The sequence below is a fragment of the Novipirellula rosea genome (assembly GCF_039541335.1).
Taxonomy (GTDB): Bacteria; Planctomycetota; Planctomycetia; order Pirellulales; family Pirellulaceae; genus Novipirellula; species Novipirellula rosea.
On sequence record NZ_BAABGA010000030.1, the window covers coordinates 92777 to 107592 of the forward strand.

The 14816-nt window shown below is 54.7% G+C and carries 10 protein-coding genes; 2 read left to right on the plus strand and 8 right to left on the minus strand.

The annotated features are described in order from the left end of the window. Positions 1-140: 140 nt before the first annotated feature. The 6 genes from ABD971_RS11830 to ABD971_RS11855 all read right to left on the minus strand — a co-directional run bounded on the left by ABD971_RS11830 (position 141) and on the right by ABD971_RS11855 (position 8340). Positions 141-1619, minus strand: coding sequence for a sulfatase family protein (locus tag ABD971_RS11830; RefSeq protein ID WP_345322275.1), 1479 nt, complete (start codon positions 1617-1619; stop codon positions 141-143). Positions 1620-1805: 186 nt separating this feature from the next. After that, positions 1806-3176, minus strand: coding sequence for a DUF1552 domain-containing protein (locus ABD971_RS11835; protein WP_345322277.1), 1371 nt, complete (start codon positions 3174-3176; stop codon positions 1806-1808). Then, complete coding sequence (locus ABD971_RS11840) at positions 3173-3628, minus strand: four helix bundle protein (protein WP_345322279.1); 456 nt, start codon at positions 3626-3628, stop codon at positions 3173-3175. Before ABD971_RS11840 ends, ABD971_RS11835 begins: the two co-directional genes overlap by 4 nt. A gap of 58 nt (positions 3629-3686) precedes the next feature. Then, positions 3687-6380, minus strand: coding sequence for a DUF1592 domain-containing protein (locus ABD971_RS11845; protein ID WP_345322281.1), 2694 nt, complete (start codon positions 6378-6380; stop codon positions 3687-3689). A gap of 6 nt (positions 6381-6386) precedes the next feature. After that, positions 6387-7781, minus strand: a complete 1395-nt coding sequence (locus tag ABD971_RS11850; RefSeq protein WP_345322283.1) for a FecR domain-containing protein — start codon at positions 7779-7781, stop codon at positions 6387-6389. 1 nt (position 7782) lies between these two features. After that, positions 7783-8340 (minus strand): sigma-70 family RNA polymerase sigma factor, encoded by a 558-nt coding sequence (locus tag ABD971_RS11855; RefSeq protein WP_339946726.1) that lies wholly within the window; start codon positions 8338-8340, stop codon positions 7783-7785. A gap of 181 nt (positions 8341-8521) precedes the next feature. Here ABD971_RS11855 and ABD971_RS11860 point away from each other — a divergent pair, with 181 nt between their 5' ends. Together ABD971_RS11860 and ABD971_RS11865 are read left to right on the plus strand one after the other, a co-directional pair. Then, positions 8522-9820 (plus strand): DUF1552 domain-containing protein, encoded by a 1299-nt coding sequence (locus tag ABD971_RS11860; RefSeq protein WP_345322285.1) that lies wholly within the window; start codon positions 8522-8524, stop codon positions 9818-9820. A gap of 239 nt (positions 9821-10059) precedes the next feature. Next, complete coding sequence (locus ABD971_RS11865) at positions 10060-12546, plus strand: DUF1592 domain-containing protein (protein ID WP_345322287.1); 2487 nt, start codon at positions 10060-10062, stop codon at positions 12544-12546. 569 nt (positions 12547-13115) lie between these two features. Here ABD971_RS11865 and ABD971_RS11870 read toward each other — a convergent pair. Together ABD971_RS11870 and ABD971_RS11875 are read right to left on the minus strand one after the other, a co-directional pair. Then, positions 13116-13592, minus strand: coding sequence for a tetratricopeptide repeat protein (locus tag ABD971_RS11870; RefSeq protein ID WP_345322289.1), 477 nt, complete (start codon positions 13590-13592; stop codon positions 13116-13118). Between the two features lie 244 nt (positions 13593-13836). Further along, the gene (locus ABD971_RS11875; protein ID WP_345322291.1) at positions 13837-14199 is read right to left on the minus strand and encodes a hypothetical protein; all 363 of its coding nucleotides are present in this window, start codon (positions 14197-14199) and stop codon (positions 13837-13839) included. Positions 14200-14816 lie beyond the last annotated feature (617 nt).

A 14816-nucleotide genomic window follows, 5' to 3' on the forward strand; every position in this document is an offset into this window, starting at 1 on the left:
AAATGATGACAAAACCAAAGTTTTAGCAGTTAAGGCTAGCGCGCAAACGGGTAACTTAAGAGCAATGATGTTTTGCTAAATCAGCGGCCTCACTTCGTCGGTGGAGAGGTAACTGTAGTTGGCGTCCTCTCTACTCAGTTTTAGTTAGTTGTGAGTTCACGTAGCTGTGGTTCGATCTTATTGTGGAGGAAACTTGCGTCTTGCTTCGAAACATAGTCTTGCAAAGCCGCCGCCAGTTTGCGGACGACATCCTTGTTTCCAGGCTCGTCGATCGAGTTTCGCAGTTCATCGGGATCCTGTTGTAGATCAAACAGCCAAGGACGTTCGGATATTGAGAGCACCAATTTGAAACGGTCGTTGATCACGGCAAACCACGCGGGCTTCAGGCCAGACGACTGCAGGATGGCGACGTCATCTAAGTTCGACTTTGCATTCCCTGTCAATAATGCCGACGCATCGCGGCCTTCAACAGCATCCGGCAATTGCTTTCCAAGTAGTGCCAACAAGGTGGGTGCGAAATCGACCGTACCAAGTGCTTGGTCCACACGAGTTCCCGGGGGAATGATTCCAGGGGCTGCGATCAGCATCGGGATTTTCGCACTTCCTTCGTAGGGATTGCCTTTGTTCAAACGGCCATGCTCGAAACACAAGTCACCGTGATCCGAAGTGAATACGACGATGGTGTTGTCGGTCAACTGCAATTCGTCGAGCGTCTTTAAGATCTTGCCGACGTTGTCGTCGATGCAACGCACCATGCCAAAATAGAGTTGCATCAACGAGGGATTGAATTTGAGTGTCGCATTCTTGCCGGTTGCCGCAGCCCAGGCGGGATTGTCGCGGCTCATCGAAAACGACAACGGCGGTCGAATCACCATGTGGGCAAACATCGTGTCATACGGTTCGCGGACGGTGTTTGGACCGTGAGGATCGGGAATACTCAGGTGGTAACAAAAGGGTTCATCAGCGTGTTCGCGGATGAAGTCGACGGCGCGATCGGCCAACCAATCGGTCGCAAAGGTTTGTTCGTCCGCGTCGTCGACATTGTAACTGGGGGCTCCCTTTTTATCTCGCGCACCGACTTGCGGACCGGAATCGGTCAGTTCCAAATTCTTCCAATGTCCACGATTGAACATAAAACGGTTATCCGCAAACCCGAACTGGCGTTTCGGCGCCCATTGTGGTTTACCGGGCCCATCGAGATGCCATTTGCCCGCATAGCCGGTCGCATAACCGTCACGCCGAAGCACTTCGGCAAAGGTGACGATGTCGCTGCGATAAGGTTGGTCATTGGAGTGGGCTCCCGTCTTGTGCGGATAACGTCCCGAGAAAAATGCGGCTCGCGAAGGCGTGCACACTGGACTGGTGGCATAAAACGAAGTGCAAATCGCTCCGCGCTTGGCAATCGAATCAATCGCAGGCGTCTGGACCACCGCATCGTCACCCCACACAAACGCTTGTTCCGGTGGCAGCGTTTCTCGATAAGCACCGAGCGTTCGAAAGTTGTGCTCATCGGTCTGGATGATCAGCACGTTGGGAGGCGTTTTCGCGATGGACACGTTGCAAAACAATGCAATGCAAACGAGCACCGCAATAAAGATGGAGCCGCGTGAAGTTCGCATGATGATTGCACCGTGGAGGCGAGAAGAGGAGCAAGAATTCGAAAGGGTGATTGTAGTTGATTTTGTGAGCCGTGACGCGTAAGCGGCCGGGTCCCACGCATTACCCGGTGCCTTACGGCCCACGGCTCACCACCGAAATTTGTCTACGGGGAGAGCTGATGACAGGCTGGAAGCCTATCCCACATTCTAGGCGGTGAATAACTCTTCGATTAGGCCGGTGGAATCGCCGAATGATGCGGCGTTGATTCCGGTGCCCCGCAGCGTACTGAGCCAGAGGTTACAGAGCGGTGTCTTCGGATCGCTCATGACGAGGTGACGGCCTTGTTTGAAGCCTGCACCACCGCCCGCGACCAATGTCGGGCAATTCTTCAGCGTGTGTACCGAACTAAGATTGGTCCCCATCGTTAACGCGACATGGTCAAACAGACTTGAACCATCCGGCTCCTTCGACGCCTTGAGTTTGTCAATGAACTCGGCAAGCAGTTTGGCGTGCGTCTTGTCGCGTGTTTCCGAAACCGTTCGTCGTTCGCCCTCGGAATAATGGCTCATGCTATGCGCACTCATTGTCGCTCCGAGGCTGGCGATCATCGAATCGACGGGCATGCGATAGGTAAATACCCGCGTGGCATCGACTTGCATCGCGGCAACCATAATGTCGTACATCATGCGAATCTCCTCGACGCCTTCGAGTGATTCGTTGGGTTCCTGTACTTTGTCCTTGGGCGATTTCTTCTCGACGCCCAACCAAGCTTCTTCTTTAGCCAGTCGCACTTCGATCTCACGAACCGACTGCAGGTACTCGTCCAATTTCTGTGAGTCGGTTCGGTTAATTTTGCGGCCGACCGACTTGGCATCCGCCAGCACGGTGTCTAGCACGCTGCGCTGCTCATTGAGCCGTTGTTGCCGCTCGGCTAGCGGCGTCGTGTCGTTAGAGAACAGGCGATGAAACGCAGCGACCGGTGTATCGAGTCCGGCGACAGGCTTTCCCGAGCGGTTCCAGGCCAACGAGGAACCGGGACCATGGCCATCGTTCGCGGCGCCTTTGGCGGCGAGTTGAATCGAGGTAAAGCGAGTCTTTTCGCCAAGCACTTCGGCGGCAACTTGGTCGACCGAAATTGTATTGTGAAAACTTTGCCCTGGAATCGCGTAACGGTTTGCACCGGTCAGCCAAAACGTACTGCCGGAGTGACCGTCGGCGGAATACTGATGCATCAAGTTCTGGATAATCGTGATGTCTTTTTGATGCCGGGCGAGCGGTTTTAGAATCGTCGGCAGTTCGTATTTTTCACCGACGGTGTTGACATCGGGATACCAACGATCGGCGGTCACGCCGAAGCCCATCCCAAGAAAAATCATCCGCTTCGGGGGCGAGGTTGCTGAGGGCGTTGCCGCCGCGGAATAACGGCGGAAGCCGAACGATTCAAGAAACGGCAATGTGATCAGCGCACTCGCACTACGTAGCACACCGCGCCGCGAAAGCCGAGACGGAGTGACAGAGGGCTGGGGAGTGGGAGAGAGAGTTTCGGAGTTCTTCTTATTGTTGGTTCGCGATTTCATTGTTCGTTTTCCGTGTTTGGCGGTTCGTGTGATTCGATGGTTTTGGTACTTCGTTTTTCATCTGGTCTAAGACGCCAACTGTCTGGCTTCCTGATCATGTTCACTAACATTCCGATGATCTTGTCGCATTCACAATAAAGTTCACGTGCGACGTCAGCGTCGAGGTATTTGCACTCCACCGCGAATTGCAACCATGTCGGCGTTTCCGCCGCTTCCGCTTCGGAGTCAGACAATTTTGCAACAAACGCCGCCGGGTACCGACGCTTCCGCCAAGCTTCCGCAATGTTGGCGGAGACAGATCGCGAAGAGCGTCGACACTGGTCCGTCAGCGAATACTGCTCTTCCAACGGGAATTTTCTACTTAGTTCAAAAAGATGCATCGCTGTCGCAAAACTGTGTTTGTAGAAATCGAGGTCCGTATGTTTGCGAATCGTTTTCTTTCGTTCGTCCATCGCCAAATCTCCTCTGTCCCTCTGTCTCTCTGTCCCTCTGTCACATCGCCTCACGGCGTCACTTGGTTTTGAATTGTTTGGATTGGACCAACGCGTGGACAAAAACACTTAACTCGTAGTCTTTGCCCTTTGCATACTCAAGGATTTGGTCCGCGAGGTCTTGGTCGGTGAACCCGTAGGGGCGTCCGAGACCGTATTCGATCAACGCTTCGGTTAATCCCATGGCAAAGTCGTCCTCGTGTTGGGCGACTGCGTCGCGTAATTCTTGATAATTCGCGAACTGCTCACCGCTGGGTAAACGTCCGCTGCCGTCGATCTCGAACTCGACGGACCGTTTGTTCCGACGTTCTCCGACGATCACAGTTTCCACATCTCGCCACATCCCGGAAGCGTCGAAATTTTCCAGGGCGAAACCGATCGGATCGATCTTCTGGTGACACTGGGCACATTGAGGCTCTTCTTGATGTGCTTTGGTCAATTCGCGAGCCGACAATACTTCGCCGGCGAGCCGACTGAGCTGCGGCACGTTCGGTGGTGCGGGTGGCGGCGGATCGTTTAGCAGGTGACGAAGCACCCAAGCGCCTCGTTCGACGGGCGATGAACGCAGTCCGTCGGATCCCATGGCGGCAACCGCCGCCGTCCCGAGCAACCCACCGCGAAGCGAATCCGGGGGCAGTTTGACTTTGCGGAATTCGTGGCCATCCCCCCCAGGCAAACCGTAATAATCAGCCATTACATCATTGACGACGGCAAAATCGGTTTTCAACAGCGTCCCGAGTGGCAATTTTTCCTCGAGCATGTGGTGCACGGTCGCAAAGATCTCTTCTCGAGCATTGGCACGCACAGCATTGTCGAACGTAGGAAACTGGACACCGTCAAATTGGAACATATCCAATCGTTCCATCTGCAACCATTGATGCACAAAGCCGCGAACAAAACGATCTGCACGCGGATCGGCCAGCAGTCGTGAAGTCTGAGCAAACAGAACGCGAGGCTGCGAGAGCTGACCGCTGCGGGCCAGTGACATCAGTTCCTGATCGGGCGACTCGCTCCACAAAAAATATGACAGCCGAACGGCAAGTTCAGCGGCGGTCAAATCGGGCGATCCCTCGTTGCCGGTCGATTCGACCAGATACAGGAAGCTGGGAGAGGACAGAATGATTGAAAGCGGGCCGATCAATGCATCGGTTTGCGTCAACCCTTTGGCACGATTGGCTTCGTATTGTTGAACCAGACGATGCAAATAGTCATCACTCGGTGATTCGCCCCGGAACGCACGCACGGCAAAGTCGTGAAGCACTTCTTTGGCGTAACGCTCGTCGCTCCAGTCGTTCGGTTTTGTCGGCAAAATTCGGTTTCGGGCTGCAATCGATGCCGAGCCGTCGTGGTCCGGCTCGGGCCCCACCAATTCAGCCCAATCGATCCATACTCCGGGCGGCGTTCCGATTCCATTGTTTTGTTGATCGATGGTCCATAGATTCTTGTCTCCACGATCTTGGTGGCTGCGTTGGTGAATCCAAATCTGCAGTTTCTCGCCAGGCCGATGTTCGATTGGAAACGTAATGATTTCAGGGTCGTCGAGCGTCCCGGTGACTTTTCGCCATCCCAGATGTTTGCGGCCGCTGCCGAAACCGGACGAAAACTCGACATATTGAAAGCGTGGATCGGCATCCGGGTACGCCGCGGCGCGAAGGCGGATCGTATAGGTGCCTGCATTTTCGGGCCCCAATGCAGGAAACTTGATTTTCGTGTAGCCGCCATCTTTGATCGTCAGGATCAACGTCGCGCCGTTTTTCGTTTCGGGACGCGCCAGATACTGTTCGAGCTGCGGAGCCCATTTCTTGCTGTTTTCGAGACTTTTCTTTGCAGCGTATTCGTCAAGAAAACCAAATTCAGACGCAGGTTTCTCTGATTGTGACTTCCACGCGGTTGCGCGTTTGATGTTGTCCTGCAGCGCCGCGAGCGCGTTGGCGTAATGCGGGGTGTATTCCTCTTCGGGCTCGATGCGAACCGTTCTCATTTTGGCTGTGTGCGGGGTTGACAAAGCCATCTGCAGCGTCGCCTTGGCAGTGGCGAGATAGTTTTCCAGTTGGTCACTCGAGAAAAATAGTGACGCTCCAACGGTGTCAAATCCCGCGGTCGCTTGATCGTCCGGCAGACTCGATACATCCGGACGTACCCCGAGCAAAGCTTCGATTGTGTTTTGGTACTCGCGACGATTCAGTCGCCGCATCGTGATCTCGCCGCCGGTGTCGCTAAGCAGTTTGCGTGCAACCACCATTCGCGTTGACAAGTCTTCGAGAAAATCGATCTTGGCTTTGTCCGAAATCGGCTCACTATCCTCAGGCGGCATTTCGCCTGAGTTGATTGCGTTGAGGATTTTTTGCCAGCGTTCGGCGGTTTCGATATTGCGAGCGATATCGAACGAAATGTCTTCGAGATTGACACCCCCTTCTTCGGCTGCCGCGTCGTGGCAATCGTAACAATATTGCTTAAAGACGGCAGCATGTTTGGCGGGCATGGCGGCGGGCGGTGCGGCCGGTTCGTCGGCCAAGCTTACCGGTCCGTATGTGCAAGCGAACAAGAACGCAAACAGGGTACACGCGATGGTGCCCGTCGTTAGGTTTCGCTTCGCGCCAGGTTGCAAACTCTCCGGAATTTCGCGTTGGTCATTAGCCGCGAACCGGATGGCTTGCGCCGTACCGCTAAGAGAGCGTAAACAATCGATACGAATAAAATCTAAAGACGACATAAAATTTTAATTCTTCTGCTGAGGTGAAAACTCGAGGATCGGTCCCGAAGCTTCGGGATGCGAATCACTCGCGAAGGCGTGCACCAAGCCAGGTCCCTCGCCATCAATTTGTCCGGTCAGTCGATCGATAACCAGCGTTACGGGGGAATCCGAATGTGTCTTCAGGAATTCCAAGAGTGTTTCATTTTCGATACCGAAGCTGCCGCGTTGCACACTTCGCGGTATCTCGAACGTCCCCAGCAGCACGCCGTCTTCGGGACCCGGTGCGTCCTCCCAAAGACTTTCGATTCCCCAATCACTTTTCGCTTTGTTGGTGAGCCCGTACACGGCGAATCGGTTGACCTTTGGCAATCGAGTCGCAAAGCCAAGCCCGCTGGGAACGAGATTCAATCTCAACCGAGCCGATTTCATCGTGGCAAAATCAACGTGGCTGACGTCAAAACCGCACAACGCGCGTTGATCCCAGGGCCCTGCAGCGCCTCGTTTTACCATCAGCAAATCGGGATGGTGACGTTTTTTGCGTTTGTTGTTGCGAATCACCGACGTCGCGCGACCTTCGGTTCCAACACGCAGCACTCGAGGCATCGCTTCGAGCGTTTGCTCGGGCAGCTGGCCGTCGAAGCTCGTCAGTTTTTGATCCGAGATCGAAGCGGACTGGCGATCGGTCAGCCGCACGTTTTCGCCGGTCGAAACAAGATGCACCGAGATCTCGCCTTTGATCACTTCAAAGTCCGATGGTTTTCCTTCGCCAGCGACTTTGACGGCGAATTCGGTTCCATGATCGACGACGTATCCACCGGGCGTTTCCAAGACAAAGCCGATCGCAGGCTTGGGCACACTGACCACCGCTGCACCGTCGAGCAGTCGGCCTCGCATCGGCGAGATCAAAACCAAATTCGCCGGCGCCTCGATCATCACCTCGGCACCGGAACGAAACTGGACCGTCGCGATTCCAGCGACCAACTTCATTAATCCGGGCGTCAAATCGGATCCCGGAGTGGTAGGCAGCGAACTTTCCCAGGCCGCATTTTCCGCCGACAGCAGCGTGGCGACCGTAGCGGAGTCGCCGGACTGCGGCGCAAGCCAAGCGGGTGCAACAAAGAAAATCGCAAGTATCGATGCCGCGATGGCCAAAAGGATCAGGGGCAAGACATTCTTTCCTGCTGGCACCTTTCCCGCGATCTCGGTTGCGGTTGTCACTGCCGACCCCCGTGCCGGATCAACCGCGTCGTCGATGGCCTGTTCAAACGCGACTTCGCGAAGCCCCGTATCCATCGCGGCAGCAACCACAAATTCGCGGCGCAAATCGAGATCCGCTTCCAACAAACGATCCAGTTCGGCGGCCTCGGTTTCGCTGACCTCGCCGATCAGGTAACGATGAATTAATGATTTGGGATCCATATCAGGACACCTCCGGCAAAAGTTGTCCGCGGATACACGACGCCAACTTTTGACGCAGCCTTCCTAGTAATTTGTAAAGTGCGTTAACTGACTTGCTGCCTTGTTCGGCGATCTGTTTCACACGTCCATCCCCCGCGTAGGGAGCCAACAACAATTCGCGATGAGGCGGTGAGAATTGAGTCAAGCATTGGGTCAACGCGTTCCGGATCGCAACATACTGTTCCGCATCCATCGCCTCGGCCTCGTCCGCAATCAATTCGAGAACCTGTTGGCTGAGCACGTGGCGATCCCGACGCAACTTGTCCACCGCCGAAAGACACTTAAACCGCACGATGACCTTGGCCCAGGGAAGGAACCCCGCCTCGTCATGCAGTTGCCCCAATTTTTCCCACATCGTCACGCTGGCCTCTTGCAGGGTATCATCAACGAGGTGCCAATCGGGCAAAATCGATCGAGCAAACGCGCGTAAGGCCGGTTCATGCTTGATAAACAGCCGCATAAACTCGCCTTCGGGCAGTTTTGCGTGGTTTGAGGGATCGTGCGAGTTTGCGTCTTCCATAATTCCCTATTCGTCTCCGGGAGCCGACCTGCCGCTTATCTGACAAGAAAAACCGAAAGATAGGGGCTTCGTCGCGATCCAAATTGATTTTACCGCGGTTCTAAAAGCATATAAATTGATTAATCGCTCGCCCCGCCATTCTGCTGTCCCTCCCTCTGAATCCAGCCCAAGTGAGTCCGTTATGAGCAACCTCGATCGCCGCCAGCTTCTGCGTGCAGCGGGCGTTTCCGTTTGTCTTCCGTTCTTCTCGTCACGGCGAGTCGCGGGTGACGAAGCATCCGGGCCAGCGTCGGGACGAAAACAACGGATGGTTTGCATCGGCAACATGCTCGGCTTCCACCCCGAAGCATACTGGCCCGCCGCCGCCAACGCCAAATCCCACGAGGGACTGACCATCCAGCGTGACTTTGCGCTCGGTCGGTCCACGGCACCGCTGAGCGCCATTTCAGATCGGATGACGATGATTGCCGGCTTGGACCACGATACCGCCGGTGGTCACTTTTCGATCCATTCGTTTTTGTCGGGTGTCCGTCAAATTGATGCCAAGACGATGCCGGACGCCAACGTCACGATCGATCAATATGCTGCCGAAACGATCGCCGGCCAAACGCGATTTCCCTCGTTGACTGTCGGCAGCGAAAGTGGCATCCATGGCGGATGCCAATTGTCATGGACTCGCACCGGCACTCGAGTTCCCCCGATCACGGGTCCCGAGCAGTTGTTTCAAATTCTGTTTGTGGGCAACAGCGAAAAAGACAAAGTCGCCGCCGCGGATCGGTTTAAACTGCAAGGTTCAATTTTGGATCTCGTTCGTGGCGATGCCAATCGCTTCGGACGGACACTGAATCAACAAGACCGCGACAAGTTGGACGAGTATCTAACGTCGGTCCGTGAAGTCGAGAAACGTATTGGGCTGCGTCGCAATTGGATCGATGTCCCCAAGCCAGAGGCTCCGTTTGATCGCCCCAAGAACCGCAACATGGTCGAAGACCTACCGCTGTTGTACGATTTGATCGCATTGGCGCTGCAAACCGATTCGACGCGAATTGCGACGCTGGAAATCGGCGGCGATTTCAACCCACGCGATCTTGGTGTGGACGGCGACTATCACGCGTTGTCGCATCACGGACACCTGGCCGACCGGATCGAGGCGTTAATTACATTAGAAACGTATCAAATTGAACAGTTCGTCCGCTTTGTCGAAAAGTTGTCGGCGACGAAAGAGGGCGAGCATAGCCTGTTGGAGCAAACCTCGGTTCTTTTTGGCAGCGGGATGGGGAACGCCAATTCGCACAACAACGTGAACTTGCCCGTGATCCTGGCGGGAGGCGGTTTCGAGCATGGCCGGTTGCTGGCGTTCGACCGAGACTCGGCTCATCGTCCCCCGCTGACCAATCTGTTCGTTTCGATGCTGCAAAAGTTTGGCGTCGAAACCGACCGCTTTGCCACCAGCACGGGAACGCTGCGAGGTTTAGCATGATGCGAGGGTTTTGTTTTATCTCGAGTCGAAGCATCGGCAAAAAACTTACTGTCGTAGTGGACGAGGCAACGAGTCCTGCGGCACGGGACTCGTTGCCTCGTCCACTACCGACTGCGCCATTTAGCATTGTCGGAACAATAAGTAACGGGTTTTCCCGTAGCGGAAGTCGTCAAGACTTTCGTTTTCCAGGCTGGTCGAAACTCTTGACGAGTTCCACTACGTCAGTAATTACTTCGATAATGCTTAAAGTTTGGTCGATGCTGATTTCGTCAGCATTATTGTTTGCGATGGCGTGCGGCGGGTGGCCTGCGAACGCCAAGGCAGCTGATCCCGCATTCGGTTTCCTAGCAAACTATTGCATCGAATGCCATACGGTCGATGATCCGGGCGGGCAGCGCGAGTTTGAAACGCTCGACTTTGCCAACACGAATCTCGATACACAAATCAAGATCCAGGAAATCGTTGATCAATTGACGCTGGGCAGCATGCCGCCGGTGGATGCGGACCAGCCGAGCGATTCCGAACGCGTGGCGGCGATCGAACAATTGACTCGCGTGCTCGAATCGATGCGTGAAAAATCCTCAAGCACCGGTGGGCAAAGCGTGCTGCGACGATTGTCGCGTCGCGAGTATCGCAACACCGTCGGCGACCTGCTGGCGATCGACATGACGATGTTTGATCCGACGACCGAGTTTCCCACGGACAATTTGTCACAACATTTCGACAACATCGGCGACACGCTAGTGACCTCGGGACATCTGCTCGAAAAATATCTCATGGCAGCAGATCGCTGTGTCGAAAAAGCTCTCGCGGTGAACCAACGGCCACAAACGAAAGAGTGGGTTTATAAAGACAATTTTGTCCAGCAACCCGAACTCAACCGCGCCCACAAATTAGCGTTCAACTATAAACACTTGGTGCTCTACGATCATCCGCTGAACGACAAGCCCGAGGGCGCGTATGGACACTTGCACCAATTCGCCGATGGCGTTCCGGTCGACGGTGTGTACGAAATCAAGGTGCTCTCGCAAGCATTGCATCGTGACACCCCTTACAACAAACGAACCATCTTCATCGATTTGGACGAACCGTTTCGCATGGGCATTCGGCCTGGTGACACGTCACTTGGCGACATGGTCCACACCCAGCCGATTCAGCCCAAGTTAGCCGAGACGGTCATCGCCGACAATGAATTAAAGTGGTACACGTTCAATATTCCGCTGGACCGTGGCTTCGCTCCGCGTTTTACTTTCGAGAACGGACAACATGACGTACGCGGATCTTATTCGCGAGTGTTCCGAAATCACGTCAATACACTGCCCGCGATTGTTCGCGGCGGCCGAGGAATCGTCGAGTTCCGAAACGCGGTCATCAAACATGGCCAATTGCCTCAAATCCGGATCGATGAAGTTCGAATTCGCGGACCTGTTAATGTCGATTGGCCAACACGAAGCCAACAAAGATTGCTTGGAGGCACGAGCTTTGACCCCAAACAGGCATCCGAGCTAATTCAGAAATTTGCATCGCGAGCGTATCGGCGACCGCCAACGACGGAGGAGGTCGCTGGGCTGGTGGGGATTTACGAGAGTCGCGTCGCCGGTGGGCATACTCCGTTTCAGGCCTACAAGGACACGCTGAAGGCGGCCATGTGTTCGCCAGCGTTTCTGTACCTTAGTCCGCCACCGTTGGCAGAGGCAACCGCGTTATCCCAACATGGTTTGGCGGAGCGTTTGTCGTACTTCCTGACTTCGTCGATGCCCGATGATCGTTTGCGAAGCTTGGCGGACAAGGGGAAACTGGATGACCGGCAAACACTTCATGCGGAGACCATGCGTCTGCTCGGCAGCAAGTCGTCGGATGCGTTTGTCGCCGATTTCCTTGACAGCTGGTTGAATCTGCGAGCCCTGGGCAGTATGCCGCCGGATCCCAAAGCGTCACGCGAATATTACGCGGCCGGTTTGGAACCGGAAATGAAACAGGAAACACGATTATTCTTGCGAGATTTGATCGACCGCAATGCATCGGCATTGTTGTTCTTGAGCGCCGACTACTCGTTCGTCAATCGTGACTTAGCCAAATTGTATGGCATTGAGGACCAAGTGCCCGTTGATGCTGCGGCCAATTTCCACCGTGTCGTTTTCCGCGACCCTCGGCGTGGTGGACTGTTAGGTCAAGCCAGCGTTTTGACGGTGTCGGCCAACGGGATCGAGACCTCGCCCGTGGTTCGCGGCGTGTGGTTGTTAGAGAATGTGGTTGGTACGCCGACGCCGCCGCCACCGGATGATGTGCCTACATTGGATCCCGATGTCCGCGGTGCCAAATCGATCCGTGACCAGTTGGTCCGGCACAGCGAATCGGCGGCATGCAACTTGTGCCATCGCAAAATCGATCCGCTCGGTTTCGCATTGGAAGGCTTTGACCCGATCGGCCGCGTGCGCCAGCACTACGATGCTCGCGGTAAACAAAAGATCGACACGTCGGGCGTCTTGCCAGGCGGCGATACGTTTTCGGGGCCTGCGGAATTGCGACAGCGGTTGCTCGAGCGAAAAGAGTTTTTCGTACGCACCGTGACCAATCGGTTAATCAGCCACGCACTCGGCCGACGCATCGAGTCGAGTGATCGTGCTGCGGTGGATGGCATCATCGGCCAAGTCCAGGAGGACGATTATCCGATGGCCGATCTGATCGCGGCGATTGTCACCAGCGATCTGTTTCAACGCCGTTAGAAACGGCTAGCAGTTCTCTGTCGTAGTGGACGAGGCAACGAGTCCTGTCGTGCCACTAAGTCGCTGGGACTCGTAGCCTCGTCCACTACATCAAAAGTTCATGTCATTCGGGTAACATCTTGAAATGACGAAGTTATTTCCGAACGGTTCCTTAATCTTCGTCGGTTGTCCGCGAGCGGGCGTGAGGATTGCGCGGTCGGATTTACAGGAAAATGAGATGACAGGAAAATGAAGACGCTATCGTGGCGATCAGAGAATTTTTCTGTCGCACCAATTTTTCTGTCGTTGTCTTATCGAACGTTGGCTGCAGGAAGAGATGGTGAGCGGCAGGAAGACTGCCGGGGCTCGTCGCGAGCGGGCGGTTTGAATCGACCGTTTTACTCGCTGCTACCGGACGGCTCGCGCCGTACCGCTACCTAAGGTACAGTTCGTAAATAGCTTCGTGATTCCCGTTTTGTTACAAATCACGCGGGAAGTGTTTTCTCTGTAGTGGACGAGGCAACGAGTCCTGCAGCGCCGGGGACTCGTTGCCTCGTCCACTACGGATTGTGCTGCACGGGGATGTCGAGTTACGCGGCCAGCTTGGGGGCGGTTCGCTTGGGCGGCTTGCCATCACTTGGCAATTCGGATGCGACTTTTGCTTGCCCAATCGTGAACGGAAACTCGCCTAGTTCGAAGTCAATTGGAACTTGCGTGTTCGCTGGTTCAATCCGATTCCACTTCCAATCCAATCGACGCCAAAACGATAGCCCCTTGGCCCACCGCTGAATCGCCGCTTTCATGCGTACCGCTGGCAAACAATCTCGATCCTGCAAGTCTTGCAGAATATCGAGTGCGCCACTGGGCGAACCGTGCAGCAGGATCGCGGTAGCAAAATTCACTCTTAGTCCGTCGCTGGCATCCATTCGAATCACCGTGGTGCCTGGATTCAGCGCGAGCCTGCGAAACAGATTGACGGCGAGTGCGTTTTGATTGCTCCGCATCAAGCAAACGCCGAGCGTTTCCATGATCAACGGCGATCGAGGCAGCCTTTTGAAGCCGCTCACTTGCTTCGGCGTATCTTCCAAGTTCGATCAATCGCAAAATCGGGGCTGGTAGAAGATCGCTAGGCAAGTTTTTTTGCGTCGTCAAGTGCCGCTGGGAAACGGCGTTAACAACGGTTTGCATTGAAGAACGATGAACATTTTTTGACATTGTAGCACCTTGTGTTGGTCCCCCAAGGCAATGGATGCCTGGGAACGATAGAAATGAAAGCAGATAAACAGAAGGAACAAACGCAGCGGGTTTGTCCTAAATCTGCAATCGAATTCCAAGTACCACCGGTGTCGGTGAAGCCACGAATCGCCGTTCCGCGACGACTTCGTCCGAGCAGAAACCAGGTTCGTGCCAAACGTCCATCGCCGACAACGACGCGATCGTTTTTCCAGGCTTGATATCACCCCGATCTATCGCCTGTGATTTGACGTCACGCACGCTCGCCAGCGGCGACATCACTCTGTCCGGCGACGACACCGCGGCTTCATGCTTCGACGTGTCTCCGTGGCTGCCGGCATTGATGGCAGGAGTGCCACAACTGAGGCAGAAGAAAACGAAACCGCACAAGAGCGAAAGCTCTCGGGAAAAGAAGCCAACACGGGGTCGGCGCGATTTCATTTGTTTAGACGTCCACGATTGTCGAGGGGGAGATATTTCGAAGTATTGCCGCGGAAGGAAAATTGTCAAGTGATGTCCATTCGGGAATGTCTTTTGGTAACGACGTGTTCTGGGATCCGTGTTCCCACGCTACTGTCACGCGATGATCCAGTCGGACTTTCTCCGAAACATCCCTTGTCGATAAATAGGCGGATGCGATAATTGCGGCTTGTGATGTGCAAGGCTTCCTGGAGTTGTCTTACGTTCATGTCGTTCCACCGCCGCTACGCGTCTGCTGCTATCGCGGCCACACTTCTCTTTTGTACCCTTGTAAGCTCGGCGGCCTTTCTTCTTCAGTGCCACGTTGACGTGAATCACCATCGCGACGTGGCGTCTGCTAGTTGCGTCTTTGGTGCGGTTCCTGACTTGGCCCCTGTGGCGTCATTGTCCCAGGCAGTGCAAGCCGAACCAGAATCGGCCAACACAATATTGGACATGTCTTGGTGTGCCGATGGCCGTGCGTTCACAAGTCGACTTCGAAACGAAACTCGCCACGTCGTTGCTGACCGAAATCTTTTGAGGAAGTCGAATATTCTTTTAAGTCTCGGCACGTTCCTGCGACTTTGAAGATACGGCAG

Bases quoted from the DNA above. Each gene is read 5' to 3' on its own strand.
- ABD971_RS11855 (WP_339946726.1), bottom strand. From the start codon at position 8,340: ATGGAAGACGCAAACTCGCACGATCCCTCAAACCACGCAAAACTGCCC.
- ABD971_RS11835 (WP_345322277.1), bottom strand. From the start codon at position 3,176: ATGAAATCGCGAACCAACAATAAGAAGAACTCCGAAACTCTCTCTCCC.
- ABD971_RS11860 (WP_345322285.1), top strand. From the start codon at position 8,522: ATGAGCAACCTCGATCGCCGCCAGCTTCTGCGTGCAGCGGGCGTTTCC.
- ABD971_RS11840 (WP_345322279.1), bottom strand. From the start codon at position 3,628: ATGGACGAACGAAAGAAAACGATTCGCAAACATACGGACCTCGATTTC.
- ABD971_RS11850 (WP_345322283.1), bottom strand. From the start codon at position 7,781: ATGGATCCCAAATCATTAATTCATCGTTACCTGATCGGCGAGGTCAGC.
- ABD971_RS11845 (WP_345322281.1), bottom strand. From the start codon at position 6,380: ATGTCGTCTTTAGATTTTATTCGTATCGATTGTTTACGCTCTCTTAGC.
- ABD971_RS11865 (WP_345322287.1), top strand. From the start codon at position 10,060: ATGCTTAAAGTTTGGTCGATGCTGATTTCGTCAGCATTATTGTTTGCG.
- ABD971_RS11875 (WP_345322291.1), bottom strand. From the start codon at position 14,199: ATGAAATCGCGCCGACCCCGTGTTGGCTTCTTTTCCCGAGAGCTTTCG.
- ABD971_RS11830 (WP_345322275.1), bottom strand. From the start codon at position 1,619: ATGCGAACTTCACGCGGCTCCATCTTTATTGCGGTGCTCGTTTGCATT.